At 37.1% G+C, this 21,101-nt stretch carries 23 protein-coding genes; 5 read left to right on the top strand and 18 right to left on the bottom strand.

All coding sequences use genetic code 11. From position 1 onward, the window contains the following. Positions 1 to 16 precede the first annotated feature (16 nt). From ACQKIM_RS06505 to ACQKIM_RS06555, 11 genes are all read right to left on the bottom strand, one after another. Complete coding sequence (locus tag ACQKIM_RS06505) at positions 17 to 2,251, bottom strand: penicillin-binding protein (protein ID WP_427540806.1); 2,235 nt, start codon at positions 2,249 to 2,251, stop codon at positions 17 to 19. Then, positions 2,248 to 2,616 carry a cell division protein FtsL gene (gene ftsL, locus ACQKIM_RS06510; RefSeq protein ID WP_427540809.1) on the bottom strand — a complete coding sequence of 123 codons (369 nt, stop codon included), beginning with the start codon at positions 2,614 to 2,616 and terminating at the stop codon, positions 2,248 to 2,250. Before ftsL ends, ACQKIM_RS06505 begins: the two co-directional genes overlap by 4 nt. Continuing rightward, positions 2,617 to 3,567, bottom strand: a complete 951-nt coding sequence (rsmH, locus tag ACQKIM_RS06515) for a 16S rRNA (cytosine(1402)-N(4))-methyltransferase RsmH (protein WP_427540812.1) — start codon at positions 3,565 to 3,567, stop codon at positions 2,617 to 2,619. A 53-nt stretch (positions 3,568 to 3,620) separates the two neighbouring features. Beyond that, positions 3,621 to 4,052: a division/cell wall cluster transcriptional repressor MraZ gene (gene mraZ, locus ACQKIM_RS06520; RefSeq protein ID WP_068983256.1), complete on the bottom strand. Its 432-nt coding sequence runs from the start codon at positions 4,050 to 4,052 to the stop codon at positions 3,621 to 3,623. 254 nt (positions 4,053 to 4,306) lie between these two features. Then, positions 4,307 to 5,923, bottom strand: a complete 1,617-nt coding sequence (gene bshC, locus ACQKIM_RS06525; protein WP_427540815.1) for a bacillithiol biosynthesis cysteine-adding enzyme BshC — start codon at positions 5,921 to 5,923, stop codon at positions 4,307 to 4,309. A 286-nt stretch (positions 5,924 to 6,209) separates the two neighbouring features. Then, positions 6,210 to 6,605 carry a DUF3397 domain-containing protein gene (locus ACQKIM_RS06530; protein ID WP_427540818.1) on the bottom strand — a complete coding sequence of 132 codons (396 nt, stop codon included), beginning with the start codon at positions 6,603 to 6,605 and terminating at the stop codon, positions 6,210 to 6,212. Continuing rightward, positions 6,602 to 7,504, bottom strand: coding sequence for a ketopantoate reductase family protein (locus tag ACQKIM_RS06535; protein WP_427540821.1), 903 nt, complete (start codon positions 7,502 to 7,504; stop codon positions 6,602 to 6,604). The genes ACQKIM_RS06530 and ACQKIM_RS06535 overlap by 4 nt, the downstream gene beginning before the upstream one ends. A gap of 275 nt (positions 7,505 to 7,779) precedes the next feature. After that, the gene (locus ACQKIM_RS06540; protein ID WP_427540824.1) at positions 7,780 to 8,157 is read right to left on the bottom strand and encodes a transcriptional regulator; all 378 of its coding nucleotides are present in this window, start codon (positions 8,155 to 8,157) and stop codon (positions 7,780 to 7,782) included. 110 nt (positions 8,158 to 8,267) lie between these two features. Continuing rightward, complete coding sequence (locus tag ACQKIM_RS06545) at positions 8,268 to 9,035, bottom strand: enoyl-CoA hydratase/isomerase family protein (protein WP_427540827.1); 768 nt, start codon at positions 9,033 to 9,035, stop codon at positions 8,268 to 8,270. Positions 9,036 to 9,198: 163 nt separating this feature from the next. After that, the gene (gene rpmF / locus ACQKIM_RS06550) at positions 9,199 to 9,372 is read right to left on the bottom strand and encodes a 50S ribosomal protein L32 (protein ID WP_054770816.1); all 174 of its coding nucleotides are present in this window, start codon (positions 9,370 to 9,372) and stop codon (positions 9,199 to 9,201) included. Positions 9,373 to 9,396: 24 nt separating this feature from the next. Further along, a complete protein-coding gene (locus ACQKIM_RS06555) occupies positions 9,397 to 9,930 on the bottom strand; it encodes a YceD family protein (RefSeq protein ID WP_427540830.1) in 534 nt (177 codons plus the stop codon). Between the two features lie 176 nt (positions 9,931 to 10,106). On the opposite strand from ACQKIM_RS06555, the gene ACQKIM_RS06560 reads away from it, so the two are divergent. Continuing rightward, complete coding sequence (locus ACQKIM_RS06560) at positions 10,107 to 11,318, top strand: nucleotidyltransferase (protein ID WP_427540833.1); 1,212 nt, start codon at positions 10,107 to 10,109, stop codon at positions 11,316 to 11,318. 45 nt (positions 11,319 to 11,363) lie between these two features. Here ACQKIM_RS06560 and ACQKIM_RS06565 read toward each other — a convergent pair whose 3' ends face one another. Beyond that, on the bottom strand, positions 11,364 to 12,410 hold the full coding sequence (locus ACQKIM_RS06565) for a SepM family pheromone-processing serine protease (RefSeq protein WP_427540836.1): 1,047 nt from the start codon (positions 12,408 to 12,410) through the stop codon (positions 11,364 to 11,366). Positions 12,411 to 12,527: 117 nt separating this feature from the next. Between ACQKIM_RS06565 and ACQKIM_RS06570 the strand changes: the two genes are divergently transcribed. After that, positions 12,528 to 13,427: a hypothetical protein gene (locus tag ACQKIM_RS06570; RefSeq protein WP_427540839.1), complete on the top strand. Its 900-nt coding sequence runs from the start codon at positions 12,528 to 12,530 to the stop codon at positions 13,425 to 13,427. A 194-nt stretch (positions 13,428 to 13,621) separates the two neighbouring features. On the opposite strand, the gene coaD is transcribed toward ACQKIM_RS06570, so the two are convergent. The 3 genes from coaD to ACQKIM_RS06585 all read right to left on the bottom strand — a co-directional run bounded on the left by coaD (position 13,622) and on the right by ACQKIM_RS06585 (position 16,179). Beyond that, on the bottom strand, positions 13,622 to 14,113 hold the full coding sequence (gene coaD, locus ACQKIM_RS06575; protein WP_427540842.1) for a pantetheine-phosphate adenylyltransferase: 492 nt from the start codon (positions 14,111 to 14,113) through the stop codon (positions 13,622 to 13,624). A 1-nt stretch (position 14,114) separates the two neighbouring features. Next, positions 14,115 to 14,681, bottom strand: coding sequence for a 16S rRNA (guanine(966)-N(2))-methyltransferase RsmD (rsmD, locus tag ACQKIM_RS06580; protein WP_427540845.1), 567 nt, complete (start codon positions 14,679 to 14,681; stop codon positions 14,115 to 14,117). Positions 14,682 to 14,757: 76 nt separating this feature from the next. After that, complete coding sequence (locus ACQKIM_RS06585; protein WP_427540848.1) at positions 14,758 to 16,179, bottom strand: RNA polymerase II; 1,422 nt, start codon at positions 16,177 to 16,179, stop codon at positions 14,758 to 14,760. 56 nt (positions 16,180 to 16,235) lie between these two features. Here ACQKIM_RS06585 and ACQKIM_RS06590 point away from each other — a divergent pair, with 56 nt between their 5' ends. Beyond that, positions 16,236 to 16,625 (top strand): DUF7147 family protein, encoded by a 390-nt coding sequence (locus tag ACQKIM_RS06590; protein ID WP_427540851.1) that lies wholly within the window; start codon positions 16,236 to 16,238, stop codon positions 16,623 to 16,625. Between the two features lie 2 nt (positions 16,626 to 16,627). On the opposite strand, the gene ACQKIM_RS06595 is transcribed toward ACQKIM_RS06590, so the two are convergent. Further along, the gene (locus ACQKIM_RS06595; RefSeq protein ID WP_427540854.1) at positions 16,628 to 16,900 is read right to left on the bottom strand and encodes a YlbG family protein; all 273 of its coding nucleotides are present in this window, start codon (positions 16,898 to 16,900) and stop codon (positions 16,628 to 16,630) included. Between the two features lie 273 nt (positions 16,901 to 17,173). On the opposite strand from ACQKIM_RS06595, the gene ACQKIM_RS06600 reads away from it, so the two are divergent. Next, positions 17,174 to 18,079, top strand: a complete 906-nt coding sequence (locus ACQKIM_RS06600) for a glycerophosphodiester phosphodiesterase (RefSeq protein ID WP_427540857.1) — start codon at positions 17,174 to 17,176, stop codon at positions 18,077 to 18,079. A gap of 62 nt (positions 18,080 to 18,141) precedes the next feature. On the opposite strand, the gene ACQKIM_RS06605 is transcribed toward ACQKIM_RS06600, so the two are convergent. Further along, positions 18,142 to 18,606 carry a DinB family protein gene (locus ACQKIM_RS06605; RefSeq protein WP_427540860.1) on the bottom strand — a complete coding sequence of 155 codons (465 nt, stop codon included), beginning with the start codon at positions 18,604 to 18,606 and terminating at the stop codon, positions 18,142 to 18,144. Between the two features lie 34 nt (positions 18,607 to 18,640). Beyond that, positions 18,641 to 19,693 carry a tartrate dehydrogenase gene (locus ACQKIM_RS06610; protein WP_427540863.1) on the bottom strand — a complete coding sequence of 351 codons (1,053 nt, stop codon included), beginning with the start codon at positions 19,691 to 19,693 and terminating at the stop codon, positions 18,641 to 18,643. 264 nt (positions 19,694 to 19,957) lie between these two features. Between ACQKIM_RS06610 and ACQKIM_RS06615 the strand changes: the two genes are divergently transcribed. Beyond that, entirely contained in the window at positions 19,958 to 20,821 is an 864-nt protein-coding gene (locus ACQKIM_RS06615) for a YwqG family protein (protein WP_427540866.1), read from the top strand. The last annotated feature ends 280 nt before the right edge of the window (positions 20,822 to 21,101 follow it).

Consider the following 21,101-nt stretch of genomic DNA (forward strand, 5'->3'; position numbering starts at 1 on the left):
GACTTCTATTCAGTATCTATTGATCAACTATTTGTTCAACTTCATCATCGGATGTAGCTTCAACATCTTTTATAAAGCTTTCAGCAGGTGTTTTCAACTTCACAACTATCGGTGAACTATCTGAAATTACAGTACCTGCTGATACACTCTGACTGGCTACAAAGCCCTCACCCACAACCTCTATCTCAAGATTAGCCATTGACTTGAACACAAGTACATTGCGCAACGACCAATCAGTAAAATCTGGTAGTGAGATATCACCTTCTGTTTTTAAAAACACAAAATTACCTTTTATAAGTTTTTGAGGACCTTTTGGATATTGTTCAATGATTTTCCCGCCGCTTCCAACAACAACTGGCTGCAAACCATCATTTGCAAGCTCTACCTGTACAGCCTCAGCACTTTGACCTGTATAATCCTGGATTGCTGCATTATCCACCTTTTTGACATCTTCTGTATTAACATTTAAATACTTTAAACTATTTAGCATAACTGGCTTAAATACTTTTGATACTGGAACAGAACCATTTTCTCCTTTTTTGAGCTTAGGTTTTGTTACTGAGACGTACATAATGAGCTGTGGATTATCAACTGGAGCCATCCCTAGGAATGAATACAGATAATCATTTGCAAGATATCCACCACTTGCTTTTGGTATTTGTGCAGTTCCTGTTTTACCTGCAACCTCATATTCATCAAGAATAAAGTCCTTCGCTGTTCCATGTTCAGCTGTTAATGTAGATGCAAGGATTTCCCTTACTTGCTTCGCTGTGTTAGCTGAAACTGGCTGTCCTTTTTCAATTGGTTTATGGTTTTGGATTATTTTCCCTGTCGATGGATCAACAATTTGATCAATAACATAAGGCTGCATCATTTTGCCATCATTCGCTATTGCTGTCATAGCTTGAATAAGCTGAATTGGCGTAACCGTAGAGCCTTGACCGAATGTAGTTGTAACTCGTTGAATTGGGTATTTCGATAAAAGTGTACCTGCTGCCTCATTCGGTAAATCAATACCTGTTTTCTTGCCAAAACCAAATTTATCTAAATAATCATAAAAGACATCCTCGCCAATAAGCTTTAATAAATGTGCCATTGCCGTATTAGATGAACGCTGGAATCCTTCTAAATAGGTTATCGGTCCCCAACCACGCCCTTTATTATGGTCTTTAACTACTCTATCAAGCACTTTGTACTGACCTGACATATACGTAGCATTTGGTGGCCATGTATCTGTATCAATAGCTGAAGCAAGTGTGAATGTTTTCATTGTTGAGCCTGGTTCAATGGTTTCCTCAATAACATCGTTCAGCCATTTCATATTTGTACCTTCACGTGTATCAGGATTAAATGTAGGACGTTGGGTCATTGCCAGTATTTTTCCTGTTTTCGATTCTGCCACAACAGCTGTCATAGATTCAGGATTATATTCCTTTTCAACCAGTGACATCGCTTCCTCTAAAAAGCTCTGAATTGTTTTATCAATTGTTAAATAAATATCATCACCATTTTCGGCAGGTGTCACCATTTTTTCGCTATTCGGTAAAAGATAACTAAAAGCATCTGTCTCATATTCAATTTTACCGTCTTTTCCCGATAATTCTTTGTTATAGGTTAATTCAAGCCCCATCTTACCTTTTGTCGTGAACGTATGATCTTTATTTTCCTCTTTCACTGCAAAGCCAATTAAATGTGAGGCAAAAATACCATTTGGATAATAGCGTTTCAAATCATTTACAAATAGAATCCCAGGCAATTTCTCATCTTTGATTTTACTCATAACCTGATGGCTAATTCCTCGTCCTGCACTACCAAATTCAACTTGATAAGGTTTTTCTCCATCTTCCTTTAACCTTGTTAGCTGTTTATAAATCGCTTCCTTATTCATCTCATCCTCTTTATTCATATGAATATACTGCGACAAAATTTCAGCTGTTTTTTCTGGATCTATAACATGTCGCGGAGCTTTTTTATCTGTCGTGGCCTTTTCATTGACGACTGCGATTAATCGATAGCTAAGTGTATCCTCCGCTATGACTTGCCCAGTTCGATCGTAAATCTTACCACGACTTGCTGTTATGGCGCTTTCCTTGCTATACTTTGCAGCTGCTCTAGCCGCAAGCTCTTGTCCTTCTACCTCACCTGTCGCCTGTAATGTCACCATTCTTGTGAATAATAGAAAAAAGAGCCCTCCATAAAAAATCAATAATAGAAAGGCTCCCCATTGGAATCGAAATCTCTTTTTTTTCATTCTCCCGGCACTACCTTTACATTTTTCTCATTTTGAGTTAAACCGAGTTCTTTCGCTTTTTTCCATATATTTTCGTATGTAGAAAGTTCACTCACACGAACCGTCAAGTCAACATTCTTTTTAGCAATCTCTCCTGCTTCTGCTTCGATTTTTTGAATGTCCATACTTGTTGTTTGAATAGCCGCTTGCTTATTTAAAACGACTACCGCTAATACAACAATAATACCAACTAAAGCAATTAGCATTGTTTTTTCAAACTTCTGGTTCGTTTTTTTACGACGTATGATAGTGGGTTGTGGACTAGGTGGTGTTATCGGTTGTTGCACTTGTTGATGTTGGTGCTGCCTTACACGTACTGCTGCCATTTACTCACGCCCTTTGTCGTTAATTTTCTCCACCACTCTAAGCTTCGCTGAACGTGCACGTTTGTTAACCTCAAGTTCCTCATCAGATGGAACAATCGGCTTTCTCGTAATAAGCTTTAAAGTTGGCTTCATGTCATCAGGAATTACAGGTAAATTTGGTGGTAATTCCGGTAATGATGACGCTTCCTTAAAAATAGTCTTGCACAGGCGGTCCTCCAATGAATGGAACGTAATGACACTAATGCGTCCACCTACGCTTATCATATCAATCGCATCGACTAATGAATCCTCTGCCGCGCCTAGCTCATCATTAACAGCAATTCGTATTGCTTGGAATATGCGCTTCGCTGGATGTCCGCCTTTACGGCGTGCCGCTGCTGGAATACCCTCTTTTATAAGTTCTACAAGTTGGCCGGTTGTTTCAATCGGTGCCACCTTACGTGCCTCTTCGATTTTACGAGCAACTTGCTTTGAAAACTTCTCTTCTCCATACCGGAAAAAGATACGTACTAAATCCTCATATGCCCATTCATTCACAACATGAAATGCTGTAAGCGTTGCCGTTTGATCCATGCGCATATCTAATGGTGCATCGTGATGATAACTAAAGCCTCGTTCAGGTGTATCTAGCTGTGGAGAGGAAACACCTAAATCATATAGAATACCATCTACTTGCTCGATACCAAGTGCTACTAACTCTTCTTTCAAATTCCGAAAATTAGAATGGATAAATGTCACACGGTTTATATAGGGTGCTAATCGTAATTTCGCATTGTTAATAGCTATCATATCTTGATCAAAGCAGATTAAACGGCCCTTATCAGATAATTGTTGTACTAAATATTCACTGTGACCTGCGCCACCTAGCGTACAGTCCACATAGATTCCATCAGGATCGATGTTCAACCCGTCAACAGTTTCTTTTAATAGCACGGTTGTATGATCGAACATACCACTCGCTCCCTTCAGGCCTTAACTTCATTCAACTGACATCTTTACAAAAGTTAAAAATCAAAGCCAATCATATTTTCTGCAATTTCATTAAAGGATTGTTCAGACTCACTAAAGTAAGTCTCCCAAGCATCTTTTGCCCATATTTCTATTCGATTCGAAACACCTAGCACAACACATTCTTTTACAAGATGCGCATGTTGCATAAGAGTTGAAGGAATATTGATACGACCCTGCTTGTCTATTTCTACTTCCGTTGCCCCTGAAAAGAAGAACCTTGCAAATGCACGGGTATCTTTTTTGGTCATCGGTAAGCCCTTTAATTTTTCTTCGAGTTTTCGCCATTCATCCATAGGATAGCCAAACAAACAATTATCAAGTCCGCGTGTTACAACAAACGTTTCGCCTAAGGCTTCACGAAATTTTGCGGGTACGATTAATCGTCCTTTAGCATCAACAGAGTGTTGATATTCTCCCATGAACATGCTATTCACCCCACTTTATTAAATAATGTACCACATCCCCCCACTTTCCTCCACTTTTTTTAAAAAAAACTTGACATTTCAACACTTAATGTGCGAATAGACCTTTAGCAATTTTTTTGATCTATGCTAAATGACATAATTAAAGAGCTACCCTTAGTAGGATAGCTCTTTAATTATTATTAATATCGACAATGTTCATCAAATCTGCATTGTATCAAATTATTACTTAGGTATAAAGATACATTTATTGCATTTTATAAATACAGTAAATAGTGACGATTTCCAATGCTATAATTTTGCTTAAGCATTTCAGTCACTAACATAGGTCCAAATTCATTGATATATTGATACGGATTATAAGTTCTTTCCTGAAACCCCTCATTTGGATATAGCTCATTTTGTAACGTTTTAAATTTACGAATTGTTGTTTCATGCTTATTAAGTACAGATTGTTCAATCTTTTGCTGTAAATAGTCAAACTGTTTTTGATGATTCTCTTTATTTTTTTCAAGTATTTTATCTAATGGTACTTGCTGTTCTTTTAAATAAGATGCAAGCTGATTGTAATTATTGAAAAGCTCTAGCTGCATTGTTTGAATTTGAAATTTCGCTTCTTCATCCTGCACTTCAGCAATAAACTGCTCCTTAAGTTGTAATGCCTTGCCAGCCCATACATCAGCAACAGTTAATTGTTGCTCACGTAATAATTGTTCCACATGGCGTGTAATAATTGTAATATGCAGACGTGGAGCGAAAATAGGCATTTGCAGTCCTAGTACCGAAAATGCATCCTTCAACGTTGCCCAATAAGCAAGCTCCCCCGGACCACCAACAAACGCAAGAACTGGTAATGTCATTTCCTGCATAAGAGGACGTGTAACAACATTATTACTTAATCTCTCAGGATGATTTACAGCAATATCCAATATTTCTTCTTGCGATAATTTAATATTTGCTGCTAGATTAACAAATGATTGAGTCTTTCGTTCTAACAGATGACGTTCTCCATCTTCAACAAAAAATAGATTTGCCGCTTCATTTGTTGCTAAAATAGGCTTACCATAACCAGAGCGTTCAAGGTGCTCTTCTTTCTCCGTCACTACTCTAGCAATTTCTTCGTTATGCTGAATAATCTGAGTAAAATTTTCGCTCTCATACTGACGGAGTTTATAATTTGTTGCATCAATAAGCAGCAAGCCCTCATCCTTGAATAGGTGGTTCATAAGCTGTGCAAAGAAGTCCGTAAATGTTTCACCCTTATTTAGAGTATCTATCAATTGTTTCATAAGCGTTTCAGTGAATTCAGTTTCACCAAAATCTTTCGCAATTGTATTCATTAATTGTGTCATGGTTTCTTTATTAATAGTTGTTGCTGAAGCCATCGTTTTACGTCTAGAGCGTTCCCCGTAGGCACGTTTTTTTACCTCTACACCCAACACTGTATACGTATGGTTTATCTCTTCTAAGTCATGATCTTCACCAGCAATCCAAAACACAGGAACAACTGGTCGCTGTAGCTTTAGACTTTGTTCTTTCGCCAACGTTATGACAGATATTGCCTTATGCACTGAGTAAAGAGGGCCTGTTAAAATACCAGCTTGTTGCCCACCAACAACTGCAACAGCTCCTTGCTCTAGTTGCTGTAAATGCTCATTTGATTGCTTTGATATTCCAAGAGGCTCCATAAATTGACGAATGATTGCTGCTATTTCTTTTTGGTCTTTAGCATGCTGTTCTAAATATCGCACGCGTTTTTCAAAAGATTGATCGTTATATTCATATTCAAAAAACTCATGAATGGCAGTTTTCGGTGACCAATAATCTGCTAGCACACGATTTTCTATGGGTACTTGGATAGACTCCAGTTTCATTAACATAAACTCCTCTACTCACTAAATCATCTTTCTCTTAATAAGCAAATTGAAAAAATAAGTTCCATTAATACTATGCGTTTTATTTTAGAACGATTATTTAAAATGACAATTCTCAACAAAATATTAAGAAAATACTCAATTCAACCTGCATTTCTAAGTGCATAACACACACCTCAAATATTTGGTATTTTCCTAATTTATTACTTATAAAGAGTTAATTTTATAGAAACATTTTTAATGTTATTATTTTAACGCTTATGGCTTCAACATGAAAAGAAAATGCTTAGACAGTCTGTAAATATTCTATAACGGATTGAATAATTCCAACAACACAAATAACGACATAGGCTGTACTTAGCATTAAAAATTGAAAGCGCCAAATTTTTTTCAGTAGTGGCTTCACTTCAATTTCTTTTTTCGTTCGCCAATCAATATATGTAAAAATCATAGCCATCGTCAGTGCTAGCATTACTAAAAGCACACCAACATTGACACTCCATAGAACACCAATTGCTAACGGCACTGAAAAAAACAAACAAAACGTCGTTACATCTGAAGCAGCCCCAAAAGCATGTGTGCCTCGGATTTTTACCTTTCGACTAATTAAATAAACAATCATAAAAAGAAGAATTGGACAAAAAATAATGACACTAATCACAATATGTAAAAAATCTTTCAACGTCTTTCACCACACTCTTCAATTGCAAGTACTTGGTGATATAAAGTACGCAAGGTTGGCAAATGATGACCATTTTTTAAAGCCTTATTGAGAAGCACACCAACAATCGTATCGATTTCGCTTTTTCTTCCTTGTATACGATCTGTCAGCATAGAAGATGTGTTATTCGCTGTTTGTTCACATAAATCAATGACTTTAGAAAAGGGTATCGTCTCTTCAATTCCTTTAAAAGCCTTTATTAGCTCTTGGTAGATGGTTTGCATAATTAAAAACGCTTGTTTATTTGTGACTAACTCTCCGTTTTTCACTTGCAAAACAGCTGTCAATGGATTAATCAAGCTATTCAGTACAGCTTTCTCAAATAATATCTGTTGTGCATTATTCACTAATTGAACTGGAAACAAAGCATTTTCGAAAAATAATAGTCTCTTGAATATATCACTTGCTCCTCTTTCTAATGCAATCTTACAAACACCAACACCTCTATGCTGTACAGTAGATGAATCTATCAGTTGTGCGCCAAATGACACCGTGCAAAAAGCTATATTTTCTTGCGCTAATTGTAGTGCATCCTCAAAATGTGCTAAGCCATTTTGCATAAATAGTAAGGGAACTTCTTTTGATAATAATGACAATTGTTTGTACAGTTCGTGTAATTGACCATATTTAACCGCAACTACTATTAAATCTTGCTGCGGAAGCTCCTTTATATCCATTGTTGAAGCTACTTTTCGAACAATTTTTGTGCCATCAACATTGATTCGTGTTAGACCATTTACACGTAGCTCATCTACCTGTTCTTGCCTTCTAGAGACCAATGTTACAGTACTACCTGACTCAGCAAAAAAGCTTGCCATCAGCTGACCGACTGCACCGGCACCAATAATTGCTATCTTCACAACACCTCGTCACCTCCCACATCACTCTTATAATGTGAAACTCCTTTTAAACAGTTTTACCACAAAAAGCTGTATGATTCATTTTTCCCGCTTTACAGAAGGAGGTGCCTTAGAAAATTTCTAAGGCACCTCCTTTTACGGGTTCTTCTATTATACAGGATTGACTGATTGTTTACGATAAAATATGGATAATTGTTTACTAACTTAGCCAGTAAACAGTATTTAACATACCATTTTAAAGAAGCTAATTCTTCATCATTTTCCATACTTTTAGTTTAATCTTTCATTAAAGAATACCCTTGCTGCAGCCATTTCACTAGTTTGTCATGCTCATTTTGCAGCTCACGGTGTCTAACTTCAAGGGTCTGATAAGCATCTGTTAATTCATCAAAACTTGTCAATGCCAATTTCAAATGACTTCGCATTGACTGTTGCGGTTGATTTCGTACAGCTAATAGTGACTGACTATATTGACCACGTAACGTTTTATTCCACCGAAAACCACATGCTTGTTTTGTACGCCCTAGTTCAGAAGCAGCTAATTCAAAAGCTTCTAGCTGTGTTTTACCATTTTGCACATTATGCAAGACGATTTCTGCTAATCTTTCATCGTCTTCTTTTGTCCATTGATCTTTTCTTTTTTTCAATTCCATAATCTATCACCCTCGCATTTTTTACTACTATATGCAAGTGTAAGCAAAATAGAATCTTTGAATAAAAAAAGACAGCGATTATCCTTATCAATAAACGCTGTCGTTATACATTAATTATTATTCTTCTTAGTCAGGAAATTATTAACTGCCTCATGATGGGCTTCACTTTCCCACAGCTTTGCACAGGTACGAACTTCCTCCATCACACGTTCATACATATTCCGTTCACGCCACTTACGAAGCTCAATTTCTTTATAAGCCTTATGAACAGAAGGATGAATTTTACGCATATGCTCAATAAAATCATTTAACGCTTCTTCTTTTGAGCCTTCAAAAACACGCATAGCCCAACCAATTTCATATAGTAATTCCGCTGGATAAGGCTTGGCGTCTACTAGCATCTTCATTGCACGATCATGACGTAAGCCTCGCTCAAACAAGTATGTACCGCCTCCCCAGCCGCTTGTAATTGCTAATGTCCCTTGAATAAAACCACATTTTGCATGACTGGCTACTAGACGAAAATCACAAGCTGTTGCAATCTCGCACCCTCCTCCAACTGCCGCTCCATTAATCAAAGCAATCGTGGGTACAGGTAAAGTTGCAAGATCATACAATATTTTCCCCATCTTACTCAGCATCCCAAATGCTTCATCCTCTGTTTCAAGCGAATGAAATTCTGATAAATCTCCCCCTGAGCAAAATGATTTATCACCTGCACCAGTTACAACTAAAAAACGAACATTATCATGGTTTTGAATATATGTAATTACTTCTTGTAGGCCATCCATAACCTCGTCATTGACCGCATTTCGCTTTTCTTCACGATTAATGGTAAAAGTCATAATACCTTCATTATTGTCAATTGTATACGCCATACTATTTCCCCCTTTGTCCCAATGAATAAATTGTATCACACAATTATTATAGCACTATACATCTTTTTATTATTAACGAAATATTCCGTCTCTTCGAGCATACAAAAAGGCTAGTAAAGAGCCATGGTCTCTCTACTAGCCTTTTAAGTGAGCAAACACTGAATTATTTGCTTACTACTTCTTTACCTTTGTAATGTCCGCAAGCTTTGCAAACACGGTGTGATAATTTTGCTTCCCCACAGTTTGGGCAAGCTACCATACCAGGTACAGATAGTTTGAAATGCGTACGACGCTTTCTTTTTGCAGTTTTAGAAGTTCTTCTAAATGGTACAGCCATTGATGGCACCTCCTTACAGATCGTCTATTCGTCTGTTTGATCAAAATACTTAGCTAAATTAGCTAGTCTTGGATCCACTTTTTGTGTGTCAGCTTTTTTGTGTAGTTCAACGTCTTCATCTGTTGCGTAAGACCAGTTTTTACCACCTTGCACTTGTCCTTCGGTATTCTCCTTAAACACTTGCAAAGGTATTTCAAGAAGCACTAACTCCTCGATAACCGGCTTCATGTCGATTACTTCACCATCAATATAGTGAATTTCTCCGTCATCTTCCCCTCGTTTTTCTTCGTCAATCCAGCTGAAAACTTCAACTGTCTCAACTTCGATAGGAAACTCAACATCTTCCCACGTGCGTGCACATGGTAGTGTTAACGTCGCTGTCACGATTAGCTGACATGTCATTTGCGATGCACCGAAAGTACATAGCCCTTTTACATGAACGGGCGAAATTGCTCGAATATCCTGGTTTCGCTCCATCACCTCGTCCAACTGGACATAGGCATCGATTGGCATCCCGTTTTGGCGGTATTTAGATAATTGATGAATTGACCATTTCATTCGTTTAATCACCTCGAGACAACAATGTTGATTATATAATGTGTAAAAATAGATGTCAAGATAATTTCTTGTCACCACTATAAAACCCAACTATAATTATATACTATAATACACGTATTTTCTTTATTTAGTACCCGCTAAATAGGTTACTACTAACACAGATGGGGGCTTGATGCATGAAAGCAGTTGGCGTAGTAGTTGAATACAACCCTTTTCACAATGGACATGCTTATCATTTAGAACAGGCAAAAAAAGCAGCACAAGCTGATCTTGTCATCGCTGTAATGAGTGGAACATTTTTGCAACGTGGTGAGCCAGCCATGGTTGATAAATGGACACGCACAAAAATGGCACTAGTCGGTGGTGTAGATATCGTCATCGAGCTGCCTTATGTTTATAGTACCGCATCAGCAACTGATTTCGCTAAAGGAGCCATTGCATTATTAACCGCAATAGGCTGTGAATCTTTTGCATTTGGCAGTGAAGACGGTTCCATACAACCCTTTATGAGTACGTTTGAGCTTATTCATGGACATCGAGAGGAATACAACGCACTTATTAAAGAAAGCCTTACAACAGGTGCGAGCTATCCTAAAAGCTTACATTATGCTTATAAACAGCTTTCTCAAAAATTCCCTGCTACATACATTGATTTATCACAGCCTAATAATATACTCGGCTTTCACTATATTGAAGCTGCCAAAACATTAGATAGTGATATTATACCGATGACTATTCCTCGAATTACTGCAGGTTATCATGATGCTTTACAGGAGGGTGCATCCATCGCAAGTGCTACGGGAATACGTCAGGCTTTAGCAACCTCCCGTGAACTCGAGCAAGTACAAGATGTTCTACCAAAAGCATCTTTTGATTATTTAGCTAATTGGTATCGTCAGTATGGTAAATTTGCTAGCTGGGAGAGTTTCTGGCCATTCTTACAGTTTACACTGATTCGACATACACCTAACGAATTGAATCACTATGCTGAAGTAACAGAAGGAATTGAGAATGCTCTTATAAAGGCAGCCAAAACTAGTTATTCCTTTAGCAGCTTTATGGAAAAAATCAAATCAAAACGCTACACATGGACACGACTTCAGCGCATGCTTACTCATATTTATACTGGGTTTAGTAAGGAACAATTACATAATTGTGTTGCTCCATCCTATATTCGCCTACTTGGTATGAGTACAAAAGGGCAGACCTATTTAGGGAAGTATAAAAAAGACATCTCTTTACCATTAATCAGCCGTGTCGCAGCTACGAAAGATGCTATGCTTACTGTAGATATTCATGCAGCAGAGATTTACAACCTAAGCATTGAAACTGGAAATATAGAACAAAGTCTACCTAAAGATTATCAAACGCCACCGATTCGTTTATAGACCCACATACTATAAAAGGATGCCAGAAATTTCTAGCATCCTATTTTATTTGGGCTGTAACTGTTTTAAATATTTTATGGCATCATCTACGGTTTTAACAGGTACTATTTTCATTTTCGTGCCAATTTCTTTAGCTGTTTTTACTGCTGTTGCATAATTAGATTCCAATTCAGGATATTTCGCTTTCAATTCTGGAGAAATTTCATCATCTGGCGCAAAGAAGATTTCCATACCATCTTTATCAGCAGCGATTACTTTATAGTCTATTCCTCCAATTCTTCCAACTGAGCCATCAACCAACATTTCTCCTGTGCCTGCTACTGCATAGCCTTTGGTTAAATCCTCTTCAAGCAGTTGATCTAATATTTCAAGTGTAAACATTAGCCCCGCAGATGGACCACCAATATCCTCTGTCTTCATTGTCACTTTTGGGTTTGTTTCAATTGATTTACTTTCTGCGTACGAAATACCTAAACCCGCTCTTTTTTCCTCGGCTCTAGGAATTTCCTTTAACGTAATAGTGACCTCTTGTTCATTTTTGTTACGTATAAATTTAATTGTTGCTTGGTCTCCAAGCTCTTTGGGCTTCAGAAGATCTACTAGCATTTGCTGGTTACTAATTTTTTGTCCATCCACTTCGATAATTTCGTCCCCTGCTTTTAAAAGACCGTCTGACGCACCACCATCTAGAACATTTAAAACGAAGACTCCATCGAAATGTATTGTTGTTTGAAGTCCCGCTTTCTGGAAGGCAATATATTTTGCATTAAACTGGGAGTCAGACATTAATTTAAGCTGTCGAACATTATATTCTTCTTCATCTTCTAATGGATTACGCACCTGGTTAATATCCATTAGTTTTTGATATTTTTGAGTTTTAGCCCAAAGATACGAAAAAGGGGTCGCTTGCTGCATTGCTACTGTCATCAAACTCATAGAACCTTTATTTTCAGTATGATCGTTTTCCACAATAACAAATTTACTGACATCATAAGCACTTCCAGGCTTCATAATATAAGCGTCTAGTCGGTATAACATTAAAAAACAAATAACGACTAATAACACTGCATAAATACTTATTTTTTTCTTCATTTGGAACACCTCCTAGGACGCTCGCAAAACCATACGTTCATGTTTTTGCCTTTTTTACATATATTGATTTTAGCATTTGCCTATGTGAATGACAAAAAGTTGAAACGAGATGATAACATGTATGCCACAATTCAAATAGCGCTCTGCATCGTTCTTATTCTATTACTCTTGTTATTCCCACAAACAGCTCATCACGGTACTGACTTAGGGTTAACTCTATTTATGGATGCGCTTTTCCCATATTTATTACCATATTTAATTTTAACGCAATGGTTACTGCGTTTAACGGCTCCTATGCGCACAAAGACCAAAAGAGCCTCATTATACGTACAAGCCTATATTATTAGCGCACTTGGAGGTTATCCAACTGGTGCTACAACAATTGTTTACCTAAAAAACAGTGGGCAGCTTCATCCTAAAGAAGCAAATTTTTTACTGGCAGTCTGTCATGCACCGAGTCCACTTTTTGTGCTGGGTTTTGTAAGCTTTGATTTGTTACACAGTAATACGTTTGGCTGGCTATTTTTATGTTTACTACATAGTTTTAATATCTGTTGTTTAATAACAGGTTATTTTTTATTCCGCAAATCTGATCTTCCTAACATTTCTATTCATAATACGACTTTATATACAGCACCTTTCTCAGAAAGCATTAAAGAGACAGCACCAACGATTCTTTTAGTTGGGACAACAATTATATTTTTCACTACGATCCAAACGATTGTACAACAAGGCTTGGATAAACTTATACCAAAATTACCTTATGCAGCTGAGCTTTCTATTGCTGCCATTCTCGAAGTTACAAATGGCCTTAAAATGACTGTCGCAGCCTATCCTGATCTTTCATTTTTACCATTACTAGTAGTTCTATTACTTACGATGCAAAGTATCAGTATCCATTTGCAAATTTTTGTTATTGCCAAATCAGCAAAGCTTTCTGTTCGGCCATATATAAAATTCCGCCTACTTAGCATAATCATTGTGCCAACTATTTATGCTCTTTTTTTCTTAAAATAACGAAAGCTGCTTATATTTAAAGCTCATTTTTTCAAATGTATGATGAATATGGCGAATTGAGAGTGATTCTCTTTCTAGGCTACTCACTTTAGCATTAGAGCCGAGTAGCCTCACTCTATCAACAGCTATACATTTAATGGATATCAGCTAAAATTAAAAAGAGGACGTCCAAATACTGACATCCCCTTTGTTTATCATTTCGTAAACTCATATTTTTCTTTTAAGGCAGCTACAACACACGTAGGAACGAGTTCATTGACGCCACCACCGTATTTTGCCACTTCTTTTACAATGCTTGAACTTAAGAAGGAATATTGATTTTTGGTCATGATGAAAAAAGTTTCAATTGTTTCATCAAGAAAACGGTTCATCGAAGTAATTTGCATCTCATATTCAAAATCTGATACAGCACGTAAACCGCGAACAATAGCCTTTGCTTTTTTTTCTTTCGCATAGTCTATCAATAATCCAGATGAGCTTTCGATGCGCACGTTTGGCAACGTTTTCGTCACCTCAGCCATTAAAGCCATGCGTTCTTCTACAGAAAATAGCGGCTGCTTCGATGAATTATTTAACACAGCTACATAAACAGTATCGAATACATCTGCCGCACGATTAATAATATCTAAGTGGCCAAATGTTACAGGATCGAAACTTCCAGGAACTACAGCAATTTTCTCTGACAACTTATTCTCCCTCTTCCTCTGCAAAACGATAAACGGAAATAATCGTTCCACCATATGTTTCTTGTCTCTTTAATACAAAATCTCCAAAACTTTGTGGTAGTTCTACTTCTGATGCATGTTCACACAAAATAATGCCATCTTGCTGAATTTTATGATTGTCGACAAGTACTTGTACTAAATCATAATATTCTTTGTGGTGATAAGGTGGATCTAAAAAAACTAGTTTAAATGTAATATCCCGTTTTAATAGCGCTTTCACAGCTCGTTTAGCATCTATACGAAAGAGCTCAGAGCAATCCTCATACCTACATTTTTTTATATTCTCTTGCAGCACCTGAAATGCCTTAGCATCCTTTTCAATGAATATAGCTTGATCAACGCCTCTGCTTAAAGCTTCGATACCTAAACCACCGCTCCCCGCAAATAAATCGAGCGCAATCCCTCCATCAAAAAAAGGACCTATAATATTAAAAATGGATTCCTTTACTTTGTCTGTTGTAGGTCTCGTTGTATTTCCTGCAATCGCCTTTAACGGCATCCCTTTTCGTTCTCCTGCTACAACTCTCATTTACGTCATTCACCGTACTTTCTTCTTCCATATAAAAGCATTTTTGCAGCGGAAGACAAACCTCCGCTGCAAAAAATTATTCTTGCTCTTGTGTTATTACTTGGATACGACCATCATTTTTTTGTAATTCTACTAAGAATAAGCGTTGGAGCCAAGCTTCCTCAACATAATAATGATCAGCTATTTTAATAATTGGTTCTGAAATAGTAGGGTATCTACGTTGATTAAATACGTAGAATCCTGGTTCTTTCGGGAATCTAAATGTGCGATTATCACTTTTTACATAATAGCCATTTTCCCCTTCAGTAGCGCTATAACCAAGATAAGGCAACAATGTATCCGCTGTATATAAAGATTGCCCTTCATAACGGATAAATTGAACATCTCTTTTCAAGGTATCATTTACATAAATATCACGTTCATCTTCAAAATATAATGGATATGTCCCGTTCTTTTGTTCCATATTTAACTTAAAATAAGAAGTTTTTGCACCTAAAACCGTTGATAAAAGATCATCCATCGATGCTGGAGAAATCGGTTCTTCTCCAAGTTTATTCATCGCTTCCTGCCAAGCGGCATCCTGATCTACAGTCATATATTCTTTTAATGTTGCCACGATTTCCTTCGTTTTTTCAGAGCCAATCATATCCTTCACTAAATAGGATGCCACAACCTCTGGTAACCATTCAGGAGAATTATCGAACTTATATTGTGATTTGATTTGTGACAGAACCACTTCCTGCTCTACCGCTTGTGCAGTTAAAGTTGGTAAAAATAATAGACGATCATCATGTTCTTTCATTGGATTTTTTTCTTGAATAATCGCAATATGTTGGTCATTTAAAAACTGTAAATTTTCTAATGATTTCAAGAAATCCTTTGAAATAGCTCCCGGTGCATAAATAGATAATACAGAGCTTTGTTCTTGTACCTTGAGATTAGCTGATTGCCAATAAATATCACGGATTGTACCATTCCCACTAAACATTGTATAGTTAACAAGTGCTAGCTGTTGCTGTCCAATTAAAGGTAGTCCTGTAATCCATTGACCTGCAAATTTACTATCTGTAGAAATATGGACAATAGAATAAGTTGCTTCACCATTTAATAATGTGGCTAACACATTTTGGATAAGCATTTTATCTTTTAAGCCACCCTCGATTGGAATTATGTATGAAACAGATTGAGATTTGATTTCTCCCTTTGCAAAATAGGAAGCTTCATCCGATAAACGATCACAGCTTTTTTCAGTTTCCATAAAGCAGCTGAGATTGATTGCATTTTCTGGCCACTTAATTTTTACCTTTTGATTAGGTAGATTTTTAAAATGCTGCCTAATATCCAAGCTATTTTCGCGATAGAAAATTTCTATCTCTTGTGAGTAAAGGAATTCACCATTACCAGTCTCTAAGTCAGAAGAATATGCATGATACTGGAAAAAAATTATGCCTGTAATTATTAAAGCAAGTACTGAAAAAAAACTCATTGCAAATTTCATATGCTTGACCTCCCACAGCATGATACTATGTATATTGGAAAGGATGTGCAATTTTTATGCCACAACAATTTATAGAATTAGGTGAAGGCTATGGTGATGTCTACGAGCTCCTTGAACTAGTGAATACCAATCAAAGTCGTTTTCACCAAGCCTTTATACTAACTTCCTCAAAAGAAGAAAAAAAAGTTGCTTCTTTAGCAGTTGCCTTCAAACCAGTCGGTGAAAGTAAATTCATGCCGATTTATATTTGTCGAGAAGGCATTCCTTATATAGCAGAACAGCCTTCAAAGCGACAAAAAATATTCGAAGAAAGTATTGAGCAACTAGGTCGAAAAGCGGTTGTTGTAGAAATAAAGCACTCATCTATATTTTCGGAATCAAAACTATTTTATCAATACTTAATAGGAATAATGAGGCTTCATCACTATATTCCTGCATTAACGTAATATTATAGACCTGCTTTGTAGTCATATTCCTTCGCTTTATCAGGTTTTGCATTTTCAAACTCAGTTTTAACGAATGGACGATAAGACTTTACAACGTCTTTTACAAACGGAAGGCGTTGTAGTTTTGTTGTCATCATTTCAATTTCCTCTCGATCGCAATAGAGCACTACATATTTTTGCCTCCGAGAAATATAAAGAACATGACCATATTTTCGAAGAGACTTCGCATGTTTTAATTGATGGACGTACACGATTAGTCCTTGTCGTTCGTTCATATAGTATTCCCTCATTTCTTACATAAAAGAATACCATAGACCGGAAAATGATAGCAACAGAGTTTAGCTGACAGAACGCTCATTTTTCCGTTATAATGGTAAAGCATACAACATTCATTAAGAGTTTTACATCCACTTAAGCAAGTTAATAGAACTTTAGTTTAAACGTCTATAATCAGAATTTCTCTGATTTTGTTTGCTCAAAAATTTCAAATTCAATAATGAATTCGCCAGTACCTTTTATACCATTTAAATTTTTTAAGGAGGACGAATATGGGTAAAAAAACGAAGATTGCGCTTGCAATCGCAGCAGCAAGTGCAGCCGCTTGGGCAGGTAGTAAAGCAATTTCTAGACCTCAGCAGCGCGAAAGTAAACAAGCATTACAATTTGATCGCCCTATTATTCTCGCACATCGCGGTGGTGCACAGATAGCACCTGAGCATACAATACCTGCTTTTGAAAAAGCTGCACAATTAGGGGTAGATGGCTTTGAAATAGACATTCGCTTAACGAAAGATGAGGAAATCATCGTTTTCCACGATGATACTGTCCATCGTACAACAGATGGCTATGGTCTTGTTGCAGATATGACTTTAGCAGAAATTAATGCCTTAAACCACGGTTATCAATTTGAAGATTTAAATGGGGAATTCCCTTATCGAAATGAAAAAGTAGATGTTGTTACTTTACGCGAGCTACTAGAAACTTATCCAAATATGTTGATTAATATTGATATTAAAGATGCGCCAGATACGTACGAAGGGAGCTTAATGCCTTCAAAATTATGGCGTTTAATTGAAGATCTTGAAGCTGAGAATCGTGTAGTTGTCACAAGCTTTTATGGGGAGCAGATAGATCGTTTTAATCTTTATGCGCAAAATCAAGTAGCCCTCGGTGCTGGCGAGACAGATGTTCGAAAAGCATTCGCTTCCTTCTCCAGCCAATTTGGACATTTATACCATCCAAAGGTAGATGTATTCCAAATACCACCTAAATCAGGCGTTATTGCTCTAGATTCACCGAAATTTATTCAGTTTTTAAGCAACTTAAACATCCCTGTTCATTATTGGACAATCAATGACGGAGAGACGATGAAAAAATTAATCCGTAATGGTGCAAAGGGCATTATTACAGATCGACCAGATGTTGCTGTTGAATACCTACAAACGCAAGAATAGTTATAGAGGTAAGGGTCATTTTAACATGCCCTTACCTTTTTTCTTATCTGTATAAATACTGCCTAATGAGTCCTTAAATCTTTACCAATATAATTTGCAGATACAGAAGGTAAAGCTAATTCTTTTGCCCACACAGAAAGCTGACCTATATGATGAATTTCATGTGCAATAATATGATGGATAATATCATTTTTTTTATATTCCTCATCATCCCAAGCGACTTTCACAATATCATCATTAAAGTCCTCACAGAATTTTAAAAATTCTAAATTGTCAATTCGCAATTCGTCAGAAAGTTTTTTAACCTGTTCTAACGTTTGGTAATCTTTAAAATCAAATATTCTGTCTTTTTTGTTTTGGATGCCACGAATCCAGCTGTATTCAACATCTATAATATGAAAAAGTGTAAAGAGGATACTCCCTACTCCACCATGCCTTTCCTTCAATAATTCCTCCAAGCTTAGCTGATTACACCACTCAAACCATTCATCTCTGACTTGCCAGTTATAAGCAAAAAATTTTTTCAAGAAAGAATCACCCCAATCATTTTTTTCAAATGCTTTATCGCAAATGATTTAGCACCGCGATCGTTACATCGCTTAATGTTGAAGTTCCTCCTAAATCTGTTGTCTTGATTCCTTGTGCTAATGTTGCTTCTATCGCATTTAGTACTCTTGTGCCTAGCTCATGATAGCCTAAGAAATCAAGCATCATTTTACCTGTCCAAATTTGTCCAAGTGGATTGGCTATCCCTTGACCAGCAATATCTGGAGCAGAGCCATGAACTGGTTCAAACATAGAGGGATAATGTCGTTCGATATTTAAATTTGCTGCTGGAGCAATTCCGATGCTGCCCATAATTGCTCCGCCTAAATCTGTTAAAATATCACCAAATAAATTGGAGGCAACAATGACATCAAAACTTTCTGGTTTCATGACGAAAAAGGCAGCTAATGCATCAATATGCGTAGAAACTTGACCAATTTCTTTATAATCTTTCCCTACTTGTGCAAAAACCTCGTCCCAAAATGGCATGCTATAGGTAATTCCATTTGACTTCGTCGCACTTGTCACATGCTGACGTCGTGTTTTCGCTATTTCAAATGCATAACGCATCGCACGCTCTGTACCCTTCCTTGTAAATATAGCATTTTGGATAGCAACCTCATCCTGCCCACTATGTATTCTGCCACCGCTTTCAGCGTACTCTCCCTCTGAGTTTTCACGTACAACAATTAAATCAAAGTCATTGGGGTTGCGTAATGGTGAGGGTAAGCCTTGTAATAGCTTTGCTGGACGCACATTTATAGACTGCTTCATCTCACGGCGAATTTTAATCAGTAGACCCCATAAAGAAATGTGATCAGGCACTAAATTAGGCATCCCTACTGCCCCTAAAAATATTTGATCATAGCCTTTTAATATTTCAATGCCATTATCGGGCATCATTTTCCCTGTCTCTAAATAATAGTCACAGCCCCAAGGAAACGTAGTCCATTCAAATTGAAAGCCTCCGTCTAGACGTGCAGCCTGATCAAGAACCTCTATCGCGGCAGGGACAACCTCTTTCCCAATTCCATCCCCTGGTATAACAGCAATTCGATACGTTTTCATCTAGTAATCCTCCCTCTATAACTGTTGATATACCAACAGTTTAATCCATTGTTAAAGTGATAAAAAATCTCCCACAATCTTTACATAATTATTCCTATCACCATCATCCTCTACTGTATCAAAAGTCTGTTAAAATTCAAGAAGACCTGGTATATTGAGATGCTTCTCTAAAACTGTTGATTCAACAATATTTCCAAATATAAACTTTACACAAGGGAACGTATGTACTATATTGAAATTAGATAAAAATGAGGAGGAATAAGCATGGAAAAGTTACGCACAGCATTGCTTGATTTTGAGCTTGGAGAGGTAGCAGAGCAAATTTTGCAGTTTGCTAAAAAATCAATTCGTGCTTCGACAACACCGACAGCAGATGAAGCCATTGAAATAGGGCAGTCCAAAATCGGTGGCGCTCCCGATGTACCGACAGATTTTGTATGGCCACATACAAATAATAACCAGCCATTATACTTTCTATGTCAGCTTAATTTAGGAGAATTAAAGTCGTATGATTCAAACAACTTGCTGCCTGCTGATGGACTATTATCCTTTTTCTATGATGCCACTGGACAACCTTGGGGCTATGATCCAAATGATGGCGATGGCTTTCACGTTTTCCACTTTACACAAGCACTTGACAGTTTACAGCGAATACAGCAACCCTCAGCATTAACGGAGTATATTGATAGTGCGGCACTGCACTTTAGAAATGAATGGACACTCCCATCATGGGCATCTCCTTATAGCAAAAATTTAGAAACCATTTTAACAGAGGAACAACAAGACGCCTACAATGACTTTTTTTATGATTGGGTCGATGAAGAGGCAACTGAGCAAACGACACATCGCATAGATGGTCATCCCGATACAATTCAAGGGGATATGTATTTAGAATGCCAGCTTGTCACAAACGGTTTATATTGCGGGGATTCAACAGCCTATAATCATCCGTTACGCAAGGAGCTTGAACCACATGTAAAGGATTGGCAGCTCCTATTACAGCTTGATTCGGAAGATGACCTAGGCTATATGTGGGGCGATAGCGGCAAACTATATTTCTGGATTCGTGAGGAGGACTGCAAAAACAAAAAATTCGATAAAGTATGGACTGTTTTGCAGTGCTATTGACTATTTGTATGTAATGATTTCAGCGGTTTTTATTAATCGGTGATGTTTCCCTATAGGAACATCGCCAGCCTTTGCTTTATGAATAGGATGAACGAAGGAATGTATGCGCGAGATATGGGAGAATTCAACAATATTATAAACATCACAGAGACTCGTACATCAATTTACAGCATTTAGGACAACATTTTTAAAAATCTGGTTTAACCTCGATAAATTTGAAATTTACGATATTTCGCATGAAAGTTAATTTTAATTGAGCGGTTGTTCTTTCATAAAAGGT

Source organism: Lysinibacillus sp. NPDC047702, assembly GCF_050272555.1.
Taxonomy (GTDB): domain Bacteria; phylum Bacillota; class Bacilli; order Bacillales_A; family Planococcaceae; genus Lysinibacillus.

Excerpts from the sequence above, each read along its gene's own strand:
- ACQKIM_RS06505 (WP_427540806.1), bottom strand. The coding sequence starts at position 2,251 with ATGAAAAAAAAGAGATTTCGATTCCAATGGGGAGCCTTTCTATTATTG.
- ftsL (WP_427540809.1), bottom strand. The coding sequence starts at position 2,616 with ATGGCAGCAGTACGTGTAAGGCAGCACCAACATCAACAAGTGCAACAA.
- rsmH (WP_427540812.1), bottom strand. The coding sequence starts at position 3,567 with ATGTTCGATCATACAACCGTGCTATTAAAAGAAACTGTTGACGGGTTG.
- mraZ (WP_068983256.1), bottom strand. The coding sequence starts at position 4,052 with ATGTTCATGGGAGAATATCAACACTCTGTTGATGCTAAAGGACGATTA.
- bshC (WP_427540815.1), bottom strand. The coding sequence starts at position 5,923 with ATGAAACTGGAGTCTATCCAAGTACCCATAGAAAATCGTGTGCTAGCA.
- ACQKIM_RS06540 (WP_427540824.1), bottom strand. The coding sequence starts at position 8,157 with ATGGAATTGAAAAAAAGAAAAGATCAATGGACAAAAGAAGACGATGAA.
- ACQKIM_RS06545 (WP_427540827.1), bottom strand. The coding sequence starts at position 9,035 with ATGGCGTATACAATTGACAATAATGAAGGTATTATGACTTTTACCATT.
- rpmF (WP_054770816.1), bottom strand. The coding sequence starts at position 9,372 with ATGGCTGTACCATTTAGAAGAACTTCTAAAACTGCAAAAAGAAAGCGT.
- ACQKIM_RS06555 (WP_427540830.1), bottom strand. The coding sequence starts at position 9,930 with ATGAAATGGTCAATTCATCAATTATCTAAATACCGCCAAAACGGGATG.
- ACQKIM_RS06560 (WP_427540833.1), top strand. The coding sequence starts at position 10,107 with ATGAAAGCAGTTGGCGTAGTAGTTGAATACAACCCTTTTCACAATGGA.
- ACQKIM_RS06565 (WP_427540836.1), bottom strand. The coding sequence starts at position 12,410 with ATGAAGAAAAAAATAAGTATTTATGCAGTGTTATTAGTCGTTATTTGT.
- ACQKIM_RS06570 (WP_427540839.1), top strand. The coding sequence starts at position 12,528 with ATGTATGCCACAATTCAAATAGCGCTCTGCATCGTTCTTATTCTATTA.
- rsmD (WP_427540845.1), bottom strand. The coding sequence starts at position 14,681 with ATGAGAGTTGTAGCAGGAGAACGAAAAGGGATGCCGTTAAAGGCGATT.
- ACQKIM_RS06585 (WP_427540848.1), bottom strand. The coding sequence starts at position 16,179 with ATGAAATTTGCAATGAGTTTTTTTTCAGTACTTGCTTTAATAATTACA.
- ACQKIM_RS06590 (WP_427540851.1), top strand. The coding sequence starts at position 16,236 with ATGCCACAACAATTTATAGAATTAGGTGAAGGCTATGGTGATGTCTAC.
- ACQKIM_RS06595 (WP_427540854.1), bottom strand. The coding sequence starts at position 16,900 with ATGAACGAACGACAAGGACTAATCGTGTACGTCCATCAATTAAAACAT.
- ACQKIM_RS06600 (WP_427540857.1), top strand. The coding sequence starts at position 17,174 with ATGGGTAAAAAAACGAAGATTGCGCTTGCAATCGCAGCAGCAAGTGCA.
- ACQKIM_RS06610 (WP_427540863.1), bottom strand. The coding sequence starts at position 19,693 with ATGAAAACGTATCGAATTGCTGTTATACCAGGGGATGGAATTGGGAAA.
- ACQKIM_RS06615 (WP_427540866.1), top strand. The coding sequence starts at position 19,958 with ATGGAAAAGTTACGCACAGCATTGCTTGATTTTGAGCTTGGAGAGGTA.